We start from the raw sequence: 16,391 nt of genomic DNA on the forward strand, positions 1-16,391 counted from the left end.
GGATCCAGTTACATGGAGCTGAACAAACTGACAGTAGTGCAAGGTAATGACCTCCTCGAGGGGGCTTACAGCGTGACGCTGGATGAAATGCGTTTGCTGAACCTTGCTCTGGCACAGATAGACAGCAGGAAACCGCAGCCGGATGCGCTCTACCGCCTGTTTCCTCATGATTATCAGCGAATATACGGTTTGAATCCTACCAGTTGCCACCGCCAGCTGCGTGAAGCTGCCGAAAGCCTCATGAAAAAACCGGTAACCATCTACCAACCCGATCGTAAGAGTGGTAAGACACGTACCGTGCAACTGTCATGGTTTTCTCGTCTTGAGTACGTCAGCAGTGATGAGCAGAGCGCCGTTATACTGCGCTTTGGACAGGACGTTGCACCCTATCTTTATGAGTTGAAAGAGTCGTTTACCAAGCTCAATTTCACTAATATTGCGAAGCTCGATACGCCATTTTCTGTGCGTCTGTATGGCTGGTTGATCAAAGCTAAAAATCTCTATGGACGTAAAATCAGTGAAGCGATAGAAGTGACACTGGCACTCGACTGGATGCGGGAGAAAGCAGGATTACAAGGAAAATATGAGGATTATCGTGATTTCAGGCAGAAATTACTGGAACCTACACTCGCGCGAATTAATGCCAATACCGATATCTCAGTGATATGGCACCCCGTCAAAAAAGGCCGTACTGTCGTGTCGATCAGGTTCTCTTATGTCGATGAATCCACGCCGGAAGCCAGTAAACCACTGCGCCCCAAATTCCCGCGCCGACCACGTGCAGCGGCCGGTTCCGAGCTGGAAGGTGAGTGGGCACGCCGTTGCATAGCCATTATGGAGCAATATCGGGACTGTCTGGCCACTTACGATCGTACAGAAAAGGTTCCGCTGACGGATGTCAGAAAGCTTGCGGGTTGGTATAAGATTATCGGCGATAAAACAGCCTGCAAGCGCGTGATGAATGAAGTTAACGCGAGAGACTAAAAAATAGACTATAAATCAATAGCTTAAATTTACTATCTGGATTTATTCAGCACGTTAAATGGAGTTACTCACCGTATTACCCACGACTTCTGTGGATAAATTCACTCTCTTCGGTCAGAAATTATTTCTCACGCCTGGCGGCAAGAATGACGATACCCCGCGTCATTACCCTGTCACCTGGCTGATGTAGTAAAAGTAGTGCTGATAACAACCAGCATGCCAGGGTTGTTGACCTGTAATTGAGTACTCATGTGACTCTCCATCGAAAAAATAGGAGAGTCACATGTGCCCTTGTTGCTGGCGGCCGACATCTGCAGAAGTATTGGCGTGTCTCGTGAGCAACTGAGACTCAGGATCCGTTGGTGTTCAGACAGCTTTGCGTTCCGCGGTGATAACGGAGAAAAACTGCGCGTGACGTTCGCGCAGGACTGCTGTGACCGGGTGAACGGACAGCGATTACCGGTGGTGATGATAAAGAGACGGTGCAGGATGGCGGTGCAGAATCTGGTGATGGCGTTCAGCGATTACAACGTACATTACTCGCACAGCGCGCTGGTGATAATGCTCGCCACGAGAATAGATACGCAGGAAATTATCGCGCACCGGCAAGAGAGAAAAAGCGTCTGAATATATAGGATCAAATCCACCTGAGCACCCATTCAGATCAATGTCTATCGCCAGAGCATCCACCACGTTGAATGTCTGAAACGTCATCCCCAGGTCAGTGATGCATAAAATCTATCGACCCGCACTGATTTGGCGCTTCGGGGGTAGCGAGCGGAGCGGGATTACGTGCCGGCAGGCGCGAGCCTGTAATTTAAATTGTGTATCTGCCTGTTTTTGATATGTTCATTCCAACAACGGANACAGGCACATTATGGACGAAAAGAAACTCAAGGCCCTTGCGGCTGAACTGGCTAAAGGCCTTAAAACCGAAGCCGANCTCAATGCGTTTTCCCGCATGCTGACGAAACTAACCGTCGAAACAGCACTGAATGCTGAACTGACAGAGCACCCCGGGCACGAGAAAAATGCTCCCAAAGCAGGCTCGAATACCCGAAACGGCTACTCATCAAAAACGGTGCTGTGCGACGACGGCGAGATTGAACTCAGCACGCCCCGTGACCGTGAAAACACCTNTCAGCCTCAGTTGATAAAGAAAAGCCAGACGCGTATCACGCAGATGGACAGCCAGATTTTATCTCTGTACGCCAAAGGAATGACCACGCGGGAAATCGTCGCCGCCACGTTCAGGGAAATGTACGATGCTGACGTGTCGCCCACGCTGATATCCAAAGTCACCGACGCGGTCAAAGAGCAGGTCGCAGAGTGGCAAACCCGGCCTCTGGATGCGCTGTATCCCATCGTTTATCTTGACTGTATTGTGGTCAAGGTTCGTCACGGTGGCAGCGTGATTAACAAAGCCGTCTTCCTTGCTCTGGGCATTAATACCGAAGGCCAGAAAGAGCTGTTGGGCATGTGGCTGGCAGAAAACGAAGGCGCGAAGTTCTGGCTCAGCGTGCTGACAGAGCTTAAAAANCGGGGCCTTCAGGACATCCTGATTGCCTGTGTGGACGGACTGAAGGGCTTCCCGGATGCGATAAACAGCGTTTATCCTCAGACAAATATCCAGCTGTGTATTATTCATATGGTGCGCAACAGCCTGAAATACGTGTCGTGGAAGGACTACAAAGCCGTCACCGGCGGGCTGAAAANGGTGTATCAGGCTCCGACAGAAGAGGCGGCGCTGATGGCGCTGGATAAGTTTGCNGGCATCTGGGACGAGAAATACCCGCAAATCAGTAAGAGCTGGCGCGCGCACTGGGAAAATATCAATACGTTCTTCGGCTATCCGGCCGATATCCGCAAAGCAATCTACACCACGAATGCCATTGAGTCGCTGAACAGCGTTATCCGTGCAGCTATTAAAAAACGAAAGGTATTCCCGACAGACGACTCGGTGCGGAAAGTGATTTATCTGGCGATCNAGGATGCGTCAAAAAAATGGAATATGCCGATCCAGAACTGGCGGCTGGCCATAAGCCGTTTTATTATCGAGTTCGGTGACCGCCTGAGCGATCACNTTTAATACGGTGGCAGTTACACAGAATTGTTTACAGGGTCCCGGCAGGCGCTGTTTTCCTTTACCTCGACAATTCCGTTTCAGCAGGCAGTCAATCAATCAGCTTTACATGTTTGTGATCTCAGCTGTGTCCATGTCGTCGCAGAGCCTGTCTGGCAGGTAGTGATAAACAGTCCTGCTCAGCGCTATGACCGACAGGCCTGCCCCATGCTCAGATCAAAAGCCTGGACCCGGTATGCAGCCATTTCCCGCTGTATGGCAACTTTTAGCGTTTTCTTTCGGACACGTCTCTCAGCGCCCGGTTCTCAAGGCTCAAATCCGCGAACATCTGTTTCAGACGGCGATTCTCATCTTCCAGGTCTTAGAGCTTCTTTACCTCGCAGGTTTTCATACCGCCCTATTTGGCTTTCCAGTTGTAGCCGCTGCCCTCTGAAATCCCGGCTTCATGACAGACATCTTTCACCGTTCTGCCAGCCTCACAGGCTTCAGGATGGCAATGAGCCGGTGTTCAGTAAAAGGGGATTGACGTATAGCGATCTCCTGTGCGGCATTATCAGTAAGCTATGTGAATGGCACCATTATACGGGATGGTTACAGGCCACGGAGATCCCGGTGAATAGTGCCATGACTCCGGCTATGGTCGTCAGGCGAAAAGTCGCGTGCATTACAGGATCCCTTTATTGTCAGCAGGTTTAGAGTACTGACGAAAAATATCAAGCCTGATAAGGGGTGAATTCATCTGGTTATTTGCATTTACTGCATAAGGTGTCGGTGTTTTTTATCATATTGCTGAGGCTGGGAAACGATTATTTATCCTTTTTTCGGGATGAATGGCTGTCCGTTTCTTCTCTCTCATCGTGCAAAAAGTTGTGACAAAGGGCGACTGACGTCGGGTTATTACACAGGCGGTAAGGTGATAAGACAGATCTTAACCTTTATATTTTTCCCTGTATCGAAAAAATGCGGCCACATTCCTGGCGAGAACTTGCCCTGTTGGCGATAAGAAATGGATGTATTAAATACATTTGATAATCAACGGATTGTTTTTTTTGAAAATTCTTATCCGAAATTGGACGTGTGGATCACCACAGACTTTGACAGGATTTGCTTTCTTGCATACATTGTCGGGGTAAAGAGTATAGTGGAATAACATGTGGCCACGCTGGATGACGTGGCCAGCCGCCATTTACTTGATTAAAAAATCTTCAAGTTTTTTGCCGGCATCCAGAGCCTGCTTAATTACTGCAGGAGTTCGGCCCTGACCGGTCCATGATTTCTGTTCACCGTTTTCATCAGTATATTCATATTTGGCAGGGCGTGGAGCACGCTTGGCACGAGGCTTACCCGATGTGTTTTCTGCTGAAGTCAGTTCGCTTAAATCGATACCGTCTTCCAGAAGCATCTGACGATATTTAGCCAGTTTCTCTTCTTTCTCTTTTATCTCAGAAGCGATAGCGGCTTCTGCATCACGTCTTTCGTTCACTACTGCTTCCAGTTTTTCGAGCATCTCTTCCAGTTCAGACAAAGACACTTCACGCGCCTGGGCGCGAAGGGTGCGAATGTTATTTAATACTTTCAGCGTTTCGCTCATAACGGAATCCGTAACCTTGAGTTGATTTAAAATTGATAACTATTACAACCAGAACCAGTCTACAGACAAATGAATCGCGAAAAAACACTAAATCGAAAAAATGTCTCGCTAAAGTCCGTTTGGCATACATTTTAGTATGGTCAAAAATACACCGAGCGATAGTCATATTTACAACTTATGGGATAAATCTTAACAAAAAAGCCAAAAAAAGGATTGAATAAGGATTTAAGTTGAAATTTTACACATGACTTATACGAGGCACACTACTATATATCCCGGTAAAATCTGATCTTTGTGCGTATTTTGAGGAACGACCCCTCTCATTTTATGCTTGGGTGCGATATCTGTCACCTCTCAGGTTACGACGTCACGCTTGATTACGTTATGACGGAATAAAAATGAGCAACCTGCTTCCGCCGATGCAGAGAAAACGTTTTTCCTGGATAAAGATGATTAACCGGTTTATCTGCAGGCATGCTAAAAACCGCCATAAGTATATTTTTACGATTTGCTCGGCGTGCCGGGAAATGCTGAACAAGGATCAAATATGCCGTTTTCTTTAATTAGTTACAACATACTTCAATGGTCTTTCTCTCTCCCTATATTGGCTACCTGTGAAGTCAGTTGGCTTTCGGCGCCCTCGGCGCCGCGTAGCTTGTGTCACTGTACTTTTGGTCAACCTTATTCTCTGCTCTGCTACAAAATTATTGTAGCAGAGCGATATCTTACGCAGACGCATTGACCCGTTGTGCCGCTTTAAACGGTTATTATGTCATCGCCGCTCAGAAACGATATTGCACACCAACAGTAGCAGTATAGTTTTTGTTGGAAATGCCCGCTGCATCACCGTCAAGTGATGCTGAGTCACCACTGATGGTATCGATAATCTGCGTGCCGCCTTTGCCTTCTTCATATTTGCTGTAGCTGAATTCGGCAAACACTTTGGCATTCCGGGTCACATAATAACCGGCATCAACGGACGCACCGTAATAGCGGGAATCAGAGGTCTTTTCACGGAACGTCAGGCTACGCATATAGTGTTCGTCATTATCGTGCGCCCGAACCCAGTCACTGAATTTAAACAGTGCATTGAATTCGAAATCATTAATACGATATTGACCCACCAGTCCGATGTACGGCATGGAGAAGCGTTGGCTGTAACCAATACCGGGTCTCTGATTTGGGAAGTTACCTACCGACGCGCCATTATTGTAGCTGTAAGAACCCCCAGTTGCAGTCCAACTAAAGCGCGTTTCCTGATAACCGGCAACGGCTCCGACCTTATAATCACTGCCCTGCAGGAACCAGCCTTTTAAGTTCAGGTCATATTCGTTGGCATAATTGACATCAGTGCCCGGATGCGAAGAGTGATCGGTCCAGTCTGACTGGTTACTGTTCTGCCAATCGTAGTCATCCATATGGCCTGATCCTGAAGCCAGTGACGTCCAACCACGGGCATTCAGAGTCAGGAAGGAATAAGCGTCCCAGGAGAAATCAGCTTTTATAATCGCAACGTTCTTGATTTTCCAGTCCAGCTGGCTAATTTTGCGTGCGTTGCTGGCGTCATAAACCAGCTCTTTTGACTTTCCGCCCAGTATACCTGCCGAGGTGGCAACACTTATGCTATCAGCGGAGAAGTCAGGAGATATTTGTGCCGCGGCGACATAATCCGTACCGAAAAAGGCGCTCATCATTGTTACCAGAACAGTACTTTTTTTCATTTTATATCCCGTAGAATTCCTTTAAGGAGGACTTATATCCAGTGGCCGACTGATATCTCAGCAACCACTTTTTCAACAGTAACCTTCAGAAAAAAAAGAATATTTTTCTTGATACTATCGTTCAACGGGGGTTGAGTGCATTTAGCCTGTAAAAAGTTCCTTTTTATTTCGGTTTATGCTGAACCGGTTAACCCGGTAAGATTTTGTCTCAATCTTCAGTCAGCAGCGCTTTCATTGCCTGTAAATTGGCAGAGCGCGTGCCCTTGCGCCATACCAGCCAGATGGCAATCTGCCCCATTCCTTCGCTGAGAGACCAGGCGTTAACGCTGTCCCGCCCGGGCATGCTTTCCAGCATGCTGGCCGGTATCAGCGCCAGTCCGGCACCGGCGCTGACGCAGGCAAGAATGCCGTGATATGACTCCATCTCGAAAATTTTTCCGGGAACCGCATGGGTGCGCGCAAACCAGTTTTCGAACAGGCGTCGGTAGGAGCAGTTGGCGCGAAAGGCATAAATGGTAGAACCGGAAATGCCGGAGGCATCGTAAACCGGCGGATGATTCAGCGCGCCGATCAGCACCAGATCCTCGGCGAAAACCGGTATACCTTCCAGCTGCGGATGCTTCGGAGGGCCGTCAACAAAGGCCGCGCTGTACCGGCCCGCCAGCACGCCGTCAATCATGTCGCCCGAGGGCCCGGTGGAAAGATCCAGCCCGACCTGCGGCCAGCGCTGGTGATAGCGCGCAATAAGCGGTGGCAGCCTGACGGCAGCGGTGCTTTCAATCGCCCCCAGCGTGAAAACGCCGTCGGGGCGCTGGCCAGAAACGCTCTGCTTCGCCTCTTCAGACAATGCCAGAATACGCCGGCTGTAAGCGAGAAACGTTCTGCCGCTGTCGGTGATATGCAGACGCAGCTTTTCGCGCCGGAACAGCGCGCAGCCAAGTTCTTCCTCCAGCTGTTTCAGGCGGGTAGAGATATTAGATGGCACCCGATGCAGCTTCTCCGCTGCCGCAGTAACGCTGCCCTGTTCTGCAATCGCACAAAATATTTCCAGCTGGGTCAGATCCATATCTTTCTCTTTTTAAGACGTTAATCTTCTTTATTATTCATTTTAAAAGAATAATTCGCAAGGCTATGATCGGCGCTATGCTGAGTCATGGCGCAACAGACGCTGGCTTCCCACTTATTCTGGTTTTTGATAAGGCGGTAATGATGAAAAACGTTTCTTCTGCTGTAGCGGTTTCCCGCAATCCGGCCACGGGTGAGGTGTTTGCCCGTTATCCTTTTGCAACCATCGCCGAGGTTGACAGCGCGCTGGCGTTAACCAATGGTGCATTTCAATACTGGCGTCACAGCGCAATGAGCGATCGCGTTCAGCTGCTGTGCAACGTTGCGGACGCCCTGCGTCAGCAGGCGAGAGAGCTGGCGGAGATGATGACCAGTGAAATGGGCAAGCCTGTCGATCAGGGGCTGGCCGAAGTCGAGAAAAGTGCCAGACTGTGCGAATGGTACGCTGGGCATGGCCCGGCTTTCCTTCAGCGTGAGCCGACCCTGGTCGAGGGTAACAAAGCCTTTGTCGACTATCTGCCGCTGGGTCCGGTTCTGTCGGTGATGCCGTGGAACTTCCCCGTCTGGCAGGTGCTGCGCGGCGCGGTACCGATCCTGCTGGCCGGTAACAGCTACCTGTTGAAACCGGCACCGAATGTGATGGGATGTGCGCTGTTGCTGCAGCAAATCCTGACCCGTGTCGGCGTGCCGGAAGGGCTTTTTGCGGTGGTGAATGCGGATAATGACGGCGTGGCGCAGGCGATTAACGATCGGCGTATTGCTGCCGTGACCGTGACCGGCAGCGTGCGCGCCGGTGCGGCGATTGCAGCCCTGTCCGGTGCAGCGATAAAAAAATGCGTGCTGGAGCTGGGCGGTTCTGATGCCTTTATCGTGCTGGCTGATGCGGATATTGATGCTGCGGTAAAAGGGGCGATTGCGGGCCGCTTTATGAATAACGGTCAGCTGTGTATTTCCGCGAAGCGCATCATTGTTGAAGCGCCGGTGTTCGACGCGTTCCGGGATAAGTTCGTCAGTGCCGTCAAAGAGATGAAAATAGGCGACCCGCGCGAATCCGGCACCTGGATCGGCCCGATGGCGCGTTACGATCTGCGCGATGAGCTGGATTCTCAGGTACAGGCCACGCTGAAAGAGGGGGCTACCCTGCTGCTCGGCGGCCATGTTCTGCCGGGCGAGGGTAACTATTATGCGCCGACGGTGCTTAGTGACGTGAAGCCGGGTATGACCAGTTTTGCACAAGAACTGTTTGGTCCGGTGGCTTCGCTGATTCAGGCCGACAATGCTGAACATGCGGTGGCGATGGCGAATGACTCGGAGTTCGGCCTCGGCGGCAGCATGTGGAGCCGCGATCTTGCCGTAGCGCAGAAACTGGCGTCACGCATCGAAACCGGCGGTGTCTTTATTAACTCACCGAGTTTCTCCGATCCGCGTGTTCCGATTGGTGGCGTGAAGAAAAGCGGCTTTGGTCGTGAGCTGTCTCATTTTGGCCTGCGCGAGTTTACCAATACTCAGACGGTGTGGATGGAAGAATAACCGACTCAGGGTTGCTTTCCCCTCCTCCGCAGTCGGTGGGGGGCGTTAACGTTAATTGCGCACACATTCCCAGATACCTTTGGGGCATTGTTTACGCTTTTCTGCTGTAAAAAAATCATATCGTATTGCCAGTAACCTGCTGAAAATAGAGATGATAAAGCCCCGGTAAACTTGTAATGAGGTTCTGCTATAACGGCTTTCAGGCCATCACGGCGGGTGAGATTATGCTATGCCAGGGAGTTCGGTTGGCTCCTACGGCCTGGCGATCCTCCAGCGATGGCAATATAGAGATCTTCTGCCTAAACGGCGGTTGCCCTCACCTGAAATACGGCGACAGCCTGGACAAGTTGCTCAGCCTGCTCTTTCAGGTTTTCTGCGGCCGCGGCGCTTTCTTCCACCAAAGCCGCGTTTTGCTGTGTAACCATGTCGATCTGAGTGATGGCTTGTCCCACCTGTTTCACCCCTGAGCTTTGTTCCAGGCTCGCCGCACTGATTTCAGACACGATATATTTCACTTGATTGATCGCCTCCATAATCCGCGTCATGGTTGCACCTGTTTCATCCACCAACAGACAGCCCTGCTCTACCTGCCCGACGCTGTTGGTAATTAATGTGCTGATTTCTTTGGCGGCATTGGCGCTGCGTTGTGCCAGGCTGCGCACTTCGGCGGCAACAACGGCGAATCCACGACCCTGTTCGCCGGCCCGTGCGGCTTCCACCGCCGCATTCAGCGCCAGAATATTCGTCTGAAAGGCGATGCCATCGATCACATTGATGATTTCGGAAATTTTCTTCGAGCTGTCATTGATAACTTTCATGGTGGAGATAACGCGCCCGACCATCAGCTCCCCCTCTACTGCCAGCGTTGAGGCACCGGAAGCCAGCTGGCTGGCCTGATGTGCGTTTTCAGCGTTATTGCTGACGGTGGAACCCAGTTGTTCCATGGTGGCAGAGGTCTGCTGCAGCGAGCTGGCTTGTTCTTCCGTTCGCTGGCTGAGATCCTGGTTGCCCTGAGATATCTGGGTACTGGCGGTCGCCAGGCTTTCTGCATTGCTGCGCACGTTGGTCACCAGCCCGGAAAGGGATGACTGCATATCTTTCAGCTGGGCCAGCAGGCTGACACGATCGTGCTGCTTCACAAGGATCGGATGGGAAAGGTCGCCTCCTGCCATCAGCCTGACCTCCTGTGCTGCTGCCAGAGGCTCTCCGCCCAACTGTCGAAGTAAACTGCGCAGGATCACCGTTCCCAGTACAGCCGATATCAGCGCAACAACCCCGGCAGCGAGAAGTGAAATAATGAGCGTCTTGAAATCCTTATGTTTCTGATCAACGACCTTATTTTCTGCAACTTCGTCCTGATGTTTTTTTTAGAGAGGATAATGCACCAAATGTTTTATCTGCATACGCTTTTACTTCATTTCTGTTGATTTCACTGGCCTTTTTTATGTCGCCAGACTCAACGGCCTGCACCTGATGCTCCATCCCCTTACGCATTAATACATACGATGATATTAATCCGTTAAAGGACGACGTCATTGTGGCATCAATCGTGGGTCTAAGCTTATTTAACAGTTCGTTAACTTTGTCAAAATTCTCGGTGTTTTGTTTTTTCCAGCCGGCAATCGATGCCGGGTCACCGATGGCGATCATCCGCAGAATATTGATATCCACACGGGTGAGCAGACCATCGACCCGACCGATTATCGAGGCAGACTGGTAGTCTCGTTCATATAAATTCTGTAATTCTGACGTGGTGGCTGTCAGACGGGATAGTAAAAATGAAGTCAGTATTAAGAAGGATATTATTATCATTGCGATTGACATTGATAACTTTATCTTAACTGTCCATCTGTTCATGGGGTGCTCTCAAATCATAACATTCTGGTGCTTTGAACACAGGTTGCCCGTCGGCATACCCTGTAATATGACGAAGCAAGCCTCGTGTCTGAATGATATCGGCAAATCAGATACGTCCTTTAATGCAGACGGTTATCGATACTTAAATATTCTGTTTTATTTTAAAAATAAAATTATAATATACTGATTTTATAACTATTTTTATTTATCTGTCTTTCACATATCGACAAATGCGACGGCCAGGCCATAGCTTTTATTGTTTACTCCTGAATCTGCACGCATCTGGCTACGACAGAAAACAGGGAGTTAAAGAAGCGTAGCAGCCAATGCATTTACCTGACATCCGGTCAGAAAAGCGATGGGGAATATGAAGAACCAAGAGGAAAGAGCTTCTGATTCCGCTGCCCTGATCCAGGACCGATGGTAGTCATTGCGTCGCGAAGAAATCTGGCTTAAGGAACAGAAGCGCTCACCGGTTATGCTGGTGAACGCTTTCAGAAAGGATGATTAATCGATGAACAACGCCGGAGATATGGCAAACCGCGTTGCTAACTTTTTGGCATGTTCCAGGGTCAGTTTACGCTCGCCATTGAGTACGCGGGAAACCATCGATTTGCTACCGATTTCGGGTAAATCGGATAACGTTAAATCGTGCTGATCGAGCAGCAAACGGATCATAGCAACGCCTGCCGGCATGGCTGCCAGCTGTGCATTAAATTCTGCGAATTCGGGCGCTGTGTCTTCGTAAGCCGTGATTTTGGCACAAACCAGATCTAAAAGTGGGTTTTCCGGGTCGTTAAGTAAAAGGTGCTCCACAAATTCCAGCGCCTCTGCATGTTGCCGTTTGTCAGTAATACCCGCAAGGAAAGGGGCAACGGCGGTTAAAGCCTCTCCGGCTTTGATGATGTCGGCTACGAGCATTTTATTTTTTCCCCTTTGTGCGATGTAACGCTGTAAATACGTCGTACTCTTTGTGGGTAAACACATGTCTTACATAAAATTTTTGAGACTCAAAAAATACCAGCGCAACTAAACGCAAGTCATTGCGGCCAATATTGATAACGTAGTGCTTATCTAAATATTTCAGATTGTCCAGTGATGGAAACGCCGCCTTTAACGCTTCGGGAGCCTTAAAGTACCCTTTTTCAATAGCGATCATCAGAGCCAGGAGTTCCCTGGAATGCTGCGGGTACTTATCAGTGGCATCCTTAATCATGCTACGGCTTATCAAGTGCATTTCTTCATCAATGCGTTGACTATATGGCAACATTATATAAAGCTGTTGCCTGATTGGCAATTGCGATCTGACGGTATAAAGCTGCTCAGCCAGGCATCATTTCTGTCGCCGGAAAAATCTGGGATTCCGGCCCAGAACCCCTCTTCGGCGTATAGCGAGCACCGATGTAAACGGCGCTCGTCGTATTTTAGCGGTGGGGTATGCCATGCCGGCCTGTGAAGGGATGGTGCAGTCAGAACGTTGTAGGGATCGCGGGGAAGTCGTCAGCTTTTGCGCTGCCGACTGTTCCAGGGATTGTCTGTTGGCATCTCCGGTTTTGCACTGTGGTCATCCTTCAGCGAGGCAATATAGAGATCTTCTACCTCTTTGCGCGCCCACGGCGTTCGGCGCAGGAATTTCAGGCTGGATTTAATGCTGGGGTCGCTCTTAAAGCAGTTAATATTGATGCGCTTTGCCAGCTGCTCCCAGCCAAAACGCGCGACCAGCATATTGAGTAACGCTTCCAGCGTAACGCCATGTAGCGGGTCTTTTGAAGAGTGATTGGCCATGGTGGTGTCCGGTAAGTCAGCGTGAATGGCGCACACCTTACTGAGCGGCGACGGCTTATGCAATGTCCGTTTTCCCCCGATGTTGAACCAGCCTGGAAGCGGATCAGGGAGTTGGCTACTCGTCTCTTCGGGGAATAAGTGCATTTTTGGATCCAGGCATCAGGGAAGCCGGTTCTCTGTATCAGAGTAAATCTGATTACCTTCACGTTTGCCAATGCCCATAACCATTATCGTAATGGTGTGCTCCTGGACCAGATAAACCAGCCTGTAACCGGCAGACTTTAGCTTAATTTTGTACTGATCTTTACGACCATGAAGCTGTGCTGAAGGCACTCGGGGGTTTTCCAGGCGTTCAGCAAGCTTTTTTTTGAACTGCTCCCTGACAGGGTGCCCGAGCCTTTTCCATTCCTTCTCTGCGGAAGGGACAAACTTGAGTTTATAAGTCATCCAATGATATCTCTTTCGCAACCGGTAACTCTGACATGCGATCGTCAACGATACATCCAAGCTCAGCATCCTCTGCCAGCTCCATCAGATAAGCGTACATAGCGGGTGGTACGCAATAAAATGCCGGCTCGTTACGGTTTAAAATTGCGATAGTTTCCCCTTCGGCAGCACGGACTGTGCCCATTGGGTCGCGCTTCAAATCCGTGATGCTTGCTGCGGTATTAGTGAGTATGTTGAATGCCATAATTTTCTTCACTCGTTCGGAAATACAATAAGATGAATAAATTTATTCTGGCATAAGGTCTTTGAAAAATCAAATTTCAGAACCTTTTAAAGGTGCCTTTAAAGGTTCTGTATTTGGCGCATTAAAAAATAAAAGATATTTCAGATGGCCCTTTTTTCAAGTCACTAAAATCATCAACCCGTCGTGCCATGCGAAGTGCTTTTCATCCGTTCAGCGGCCAGCGGCAATAATCGCCAAATGGCTGAACCCCCGCAGTTCAAGCGCCATCGCCGCTTTTGCTGCCCGAATACCGCTGGCGCAAACCAGCACGATACGGCGTTCGGCGGGCGGCTGCCAGCCCGACAGCTGTTGAGGCAGTACCCGCTGCACGGCATCAGCAACGCTTTCCGGGGCCTCATTCACGCTGCGTAACTCTACAATACAGTCTTCTGGCGTCAGTAAATGGCGGTCGATAAACGGCACCGGGGGATGATCAGGCTCGGTGGCCGAATCAAAACGCAGCTGGCGGAAATGCCATTGCGCAAAATCGCAGTTGACCAGACAACCCAGCGGAGAAGGCGAGAAGTTTAGCAGAATACTGAGGGCCATCTGCGCCTGCATCGCGCCCAGCGTGGCGACAGCAGGCCCCATCACCCCGGCGGTATTGCAGTTTGCGGCAGAATCCGGCAGCCGTGGAAAGAGGGCGCGATAGCTGGGTGCACCGCCGCAGAAACCGCCCACGTAACCCCGGCGTCCCAGCACGGAAGCGCTGACCAGGGGAATACGCTGCGCCAGACAGGCATCGGAGAGCGGATAGGTCAGGGCGAAGTTGTCGGCGGCATCGATCGCCAGGTCGATGCCAGCAAGCGCGACCTCCGTGGCGCTGGCCGTCAGGGCATGGGGCCGTGCATCCACCACGCACTCAGGATTGCGAGTCGCCAGCGCGCGCCGGGCGCAGAACACTTTTTCCTCACCGATATCCTGCATGCCGTACAGCGTCTGGCGATGCAGGTTATGCTCTTCAACCCTGTCGCCATCATACAGGCGCAGATAGCCAACGCCGGCGGCGGCCAGCAGCGGCAGCAGCGCTGAACCCAGGCCGCCCGCGCCGATGACCAGAACACGCGCCTGAGCCAGGCGCCGTTGGCCGCTTTCGCCGATTTCCGGCAGCATGGATTGTCGTTGATAACGGCTCATGGTTTACGGCTCCTGTTAGCTAAACTGCGCCATACCAAAGATTGGCGTTGAGGCTGTCGCCATATCCCGCCGCTCGATTAACCCCGCGCCGTGCGCATCGTAACCGGCGCGAACGGCGGCGGCAAACGCCTGCGCCATGCGTAGCGGATCCTGTGCCCTTGCTACTGCGGTATTCAGCAGGATGCCATCAAACCCCATCTCCATCGCCTGTGCCGCCTGACTTGGCGCACCAATGCCCGCGTCAATAATCAGGGGAATATCTTTGAACCATAAACGCATGGAACGCAGCCCCTCGATATTGCGCAGCCCCTGACCGGAGCCAATCGGCGCGCCCCACGGCATCAGCAGTTCACAGCCCGCCTCAAGCAGCTTTTCTCCGAGGATCAGATCTTCAGTGGTGTAGGGGAAGACCTGAAACCCGTCGGCGCAGAGAATGCGGGCCGCTTCCACCAGGGCAAACGGATCCGGTTGCAGCGTGTCGGCATGGCCAATCACCTCCAGCTTTATCCAGCGGGTATTAAACAGCTCACGCGCCATATGAGCCGTGGTCACCGCCTCTTTAACCGTGTGACAGCCTGCCGTGTTGGGTAAAATGCGTTTGTTCAGCTGCGTCAACAGCTCGCGGAACGCACCGCCCTGGCTGCCCTCGCGGCGCAGGCTGACGGTAATAATTTCACTTTCTGAAGCCATTACTGCCTGCTGCAGGATCTGCGGTGAGGGGTAACCGGCGGTGCCGAGTAAAAACCGTGATTGCGGCACAAAGTCGTAAAACATCATTCAGCCTCCCTGCATCGGCGCTAACACTTCCAGTTCACACCCTTCGGTAAGCGGCTGCGCATCGTACTGCGATCGCGGCACAAACTGGCCGTTGACGGCGCTGGCAATGCAGCCTGCATCAATCTGCCGCTCACGCAGTAATTCCGTCAGGGTACGGGCGTGGGTATCGATCGCACTGCCGTTGAGTTGAATTTTCAAATCAGGTTTTCCTCCGTCAGTTGTTGCATCAGTTTTTCCGCCATCACCGGCGCGAGAAGAAATCCGTGGCGGTACATGCCGTTGAGATACCAGATGCCGTTGCGATGGCGAATTTCAGGGATATGGTCAGGCCAGGCCGGACGCAGCCCCGTACCACTCTCCAGGATCCGGGCCTCTGCAAGTGCCGGGTGGATGCTGTACGCCGCGCTCAGCAGTTCCATCATGGCGCGGGCGCTGATCGGGCTGCTGTCGTGGCTTTCCATCATGGTGGCACCCAACATAAAACGCCCTTCTGTACGCGGCACCAGGTAGCAGGGGAAGCGGGGATGGAGTAAACGGACAGGGCGTGAGAACTGTACATCATCGCAGTGCAGGAGCAGCATTTCGCCGCGTACGGCCCGCAGGCCGGGCAGCTCATCAGCCGCGTGGATGCCCCGACAGTCAATCACCCGGCCAGCTGGCTTTCCCTGATGGAAACAGATGCCAGATCGCTGTAATTTCTCGCGCAGCTGCTGCATGGCGCGGCGCGGGTCGAGGTGAGCTTCTCCGGCAAAGAACAAGCCGCGGGCAAAGCGCCCTGCCAGGTCCGGCTCCAGAGTATCGGGCTTTACCCACCGATGCGCGTGAGTCATGCGGGCGAAGCGCGTCAGCTCGGGGGCATCGCGCGGCGGAGCCACCACCAGAGTGCCACGATGTTCCACTCCGTCAACGTGAGCGGACCACCACGGCGACGAGCGCTGGCCAAGTTCAACGACCTCTGACGGCGCGCTTTCTCCTTCACACCAGGGCGCGAGCATGCCGCCTGCCAGGTGTGATGCCGGCTGATGGTGCGCATCGGTGATCACTTCCAGTGATTCACCCCGCCCGGCGAGTAAGGTGGCGACACAAAGCCCGGTCACGCCATCGCCGATCACTGACCAGCGGCTCATGACG

The 16,391-nt window shown here is 51.7% G+C and carries 16 protein-coding genes and 2 pseudogenes; 4 read left to right on the forward strand and 14 right to left on the reverse strand.

Translation table 11 applies throughout. From position 1 onward, the window contains the following. Positions 1 to 12: 12 nt before the first annotated feature. From EPYR_RS18435 to EPYR_RS18445, 3 genes are all read left to right on the forward strand, one after another. A complete protein-coding gene (locus EPYR_RS18435; protein ID WP_014539989.1) occupies positions 13 to 984 on the forward strand; it encodes a replication initiation protein in 972 nt (323 codons plus the stop codon). A 285-nt stretch (positions 985 to 1,269) separates the two neighbouring features. Further along, entirely contained in the window at positions 1,270 to 1,611 is a 342-nt protein-coding gene (locus tag EPYR_RS20120) for a transposase (RefSeq protein WP_014539990.1), read from the forward strand. A gap of 250 nt (positions 1,612 to 1,861) precedes the next feature. Further along, positions 1,862 to 3,073, forward strand: coding sequence for an IS256 family transposase (locus tag EPYR_RS18445; protein ID WP_014539991.1), 1,212 nt, complete (start codon positions 1,862 to 1,864; stop codon positions 3,071 to 3,073). A gap of 129 nt (positions 3,074 to 3,202) precedes the next feature. Here EPYR_RS18445 and EPYR_RS21285 read toward each other — a convergent pair. From EPYR_RS21285 to ptrR, 4 genes and pseudogenes are all read right to left on the reverse strand, one after another. Next, positions 3,203 to 3,598: pseudogene (locus tag EPYR_RS21285) on the reverse strand (transposase); the annotation flags it as partial. 655 nt (positions 3,599 to 4,253) lie between these two features. Then, entirely contained in the window at positions 4,254 to 4,658 is a 405-nt protein-coding gene (locus tag EPYR_RS18455) for an H-NS family histone-like protein (protein WP_011113994.1), read from the reverse strand. 782 nt (positions 4,659 to 5,440) lie between these two features. Beyond that, positions 5,441 to 6,379 carry an omptin family outer membrane protease Epo gene (gene epo, locus EPYR_RS18460; protein WP_012814643.1) on the reverse strand — a complete coding sequence of 313 codons (939 nt, stop codon included), beginning with the start codon at positions 6,377 to 6,379 and terminating at the stop codon, positions 5,441 to 5,443. A 208-nt stretch (positions 6,380 to 6,587) separates the two neighbouring features. Continuing rightward, entirely contained in the window at positions 6,588 to 7,445 is an 858-nt protein-coding gene (gene ptrR / locus EPYR_RS18465; RefSeq protein ID WP_012814642.1) for a putrescine utilization regulator PtrR, read from the reverse strand. A gap of 140 nt (positions 7,446 to 7,585) precedes the next feature. Here ptrR and EPYR_RS18470 point away from each other — a divergent pair, with 140 nt between their 5' ends. Beyond that, positions 7,586 to 8,974: an NAD-dependent succinate-semialdehyde dehydrogenase gene (locus EPYR_RS18470; RefSeq protein WP_041473957.1), complete on the forward strand. Its 1,389-nt coding sequence runs from the start codon at positions 7,586 to 7,588 to the stop codon at positions 8,972 to 8,974. Positions 8,975 to 9,273: 299 nt separating this feature from the next. Here EPYR_RS18470 and EPYR_RS21375 read toward each other — a convergent pair. The 10 genes and pseudogenes from EPYR_RS21375 to EPYR_RS18520 all read right to left on the reverse strand — a co-directional run bounded on the left by EPYR_RS21375 (position 9,274) and on the right by EPYR_RS18520 (position 16,387). Continuing rightward, positions 9,274 to 10,831: pseudogene (locus EPYR_RS21375) on the reverse strand (methyl-accepting chemotaxis protein). A gap of 507 nt (positions 10,832 to 11,338) precedes the next feature. Continuing rightward, positions 11,339 to 11,752, reverse strand: a complete 414-nt coding sequence (locus EPYR_RS18480) for a helix-turn-helix domain-containing protein (RefSeq protein WP_011113999.1) — start codon at positions 11,750 to 11,752, stop codon at positions 11,339 to 11,341. 1 nt (position 11,753) lies between these two features. Next, entirely contained in the window at positions 11,754 to 12,068 is a 315-nt protein-coding gene (locus EPYR_RS18485) for a type II toxin-antitoxin system HigB family toxin (protein ID WP_041473956.1), read from the reverse strand. A 263-nt stretch (positions 12,069 to 12,331) separates the two neighbouring features. Next, a complete protein-coding gene (locus EPYR_RS18490; RefSeq protein ID WP_011078079.1) occupies positions 12,332 to 12,616 on the reverse strand; it encodes a VF530 family protein in 285 nt (94 codons plus the stop codon). A 159-nt stretch (positions 12,617 to 12,775) separates the two neighbouring features. Next, positions 12,776 to 13,063, reverse strand: coding sequence for a type II toxin-antitoxin system RelE family toxin (locus EPYR_RS18495; RefSeq protein ID WP_011078058.1), 288 nt, complete (start codon positions 13,061 to 13,063; stop codon positions 12,776 to 12,778). Then, positions 13,053 to 13,307, reverse strand: coding sequence for a type II toxin-antitoxin system Phd/YefM family antitoxin (locus EPYR_RS18500; protein WP_011078059.1), 255 nt, complete (start codon positions 13,305 to 13,307; stop codon positions 13,053 to 13,055). The genes EPYR_RS18495 and EPYR_RS18500 overlap by 11 nt, the downstream gene beginning before the upstream one ends. Positions 13,308 to 13,517: 210 nt before the next feature. Continuing rightward, the gene (locus EPYR_RS18505; RefSeq protein ID WP_011078060.1) at positions 13,518 to 14,483 is read right to left on the reverse strand and encodes a ThiF family adenylyltransferase; all 966 of its coding nucleotides are present in this window, start codon (positions 14,481 to 14,483) and stop codon (positions 13,518 to 13,520) included. A 15-nt stretch (positions 14,484 to 14,498) separates the two neighbouring features. Further along, positions 14,499 to 15,257: a thiazole synthase gene (locus tag EPYR_RS18510; RefSeq protein ID WP_012814638.1), complete on the reverse strand. Its 759-nt coding sequence runs from the start codon at positions 15,255 to 15,257 to the stop codon at positions 14,499 to 14,501. Between the two features lie 3 nt (positions 15,258 to 15,260). Continuing rightward, positions 15,261 to 15,458 carry a sulfur carrier protein ThiS gene (gene thiS / locus EPYR_RS18515; RefSeq protein ID WP_012814637.1) on the reverse strand — a complete coding sequence of 66 codons (198 nt, stop codon included), beginning with the start codon at positions 15,456 to 15,458 and terminating at the stop codon, positions 15,261 to 15,263. Beyond that, complete coding sequence (locus tag EPYR_RS18520; protein WP_041473952.1) at positions 15,455 to 16,387, reverse strand: FAD-dependent oxidoreductase; 933 nt, start codon at positions 16,385 to 16,387, stop codon at positions 15,455 to 15,457. Before EPYR_RS18520 ends, thiS begins: the two co-directional genes overlap by 4 nt. Between the last annotated feature and the right edge of the window lie 4 nt (positions 16,388 to 16,391).

The sequence above is a fragment of the Erwinia pyrifoliae DSM 12163 genome, from assembly GCF_000026985.1.
Lineage (GTDB): Bacteria > Pseudomonadota > Gammaproteobacteria > Enterobacterales > Enterobacteriaceae > Erwinia > Erwinia pyrifoliae.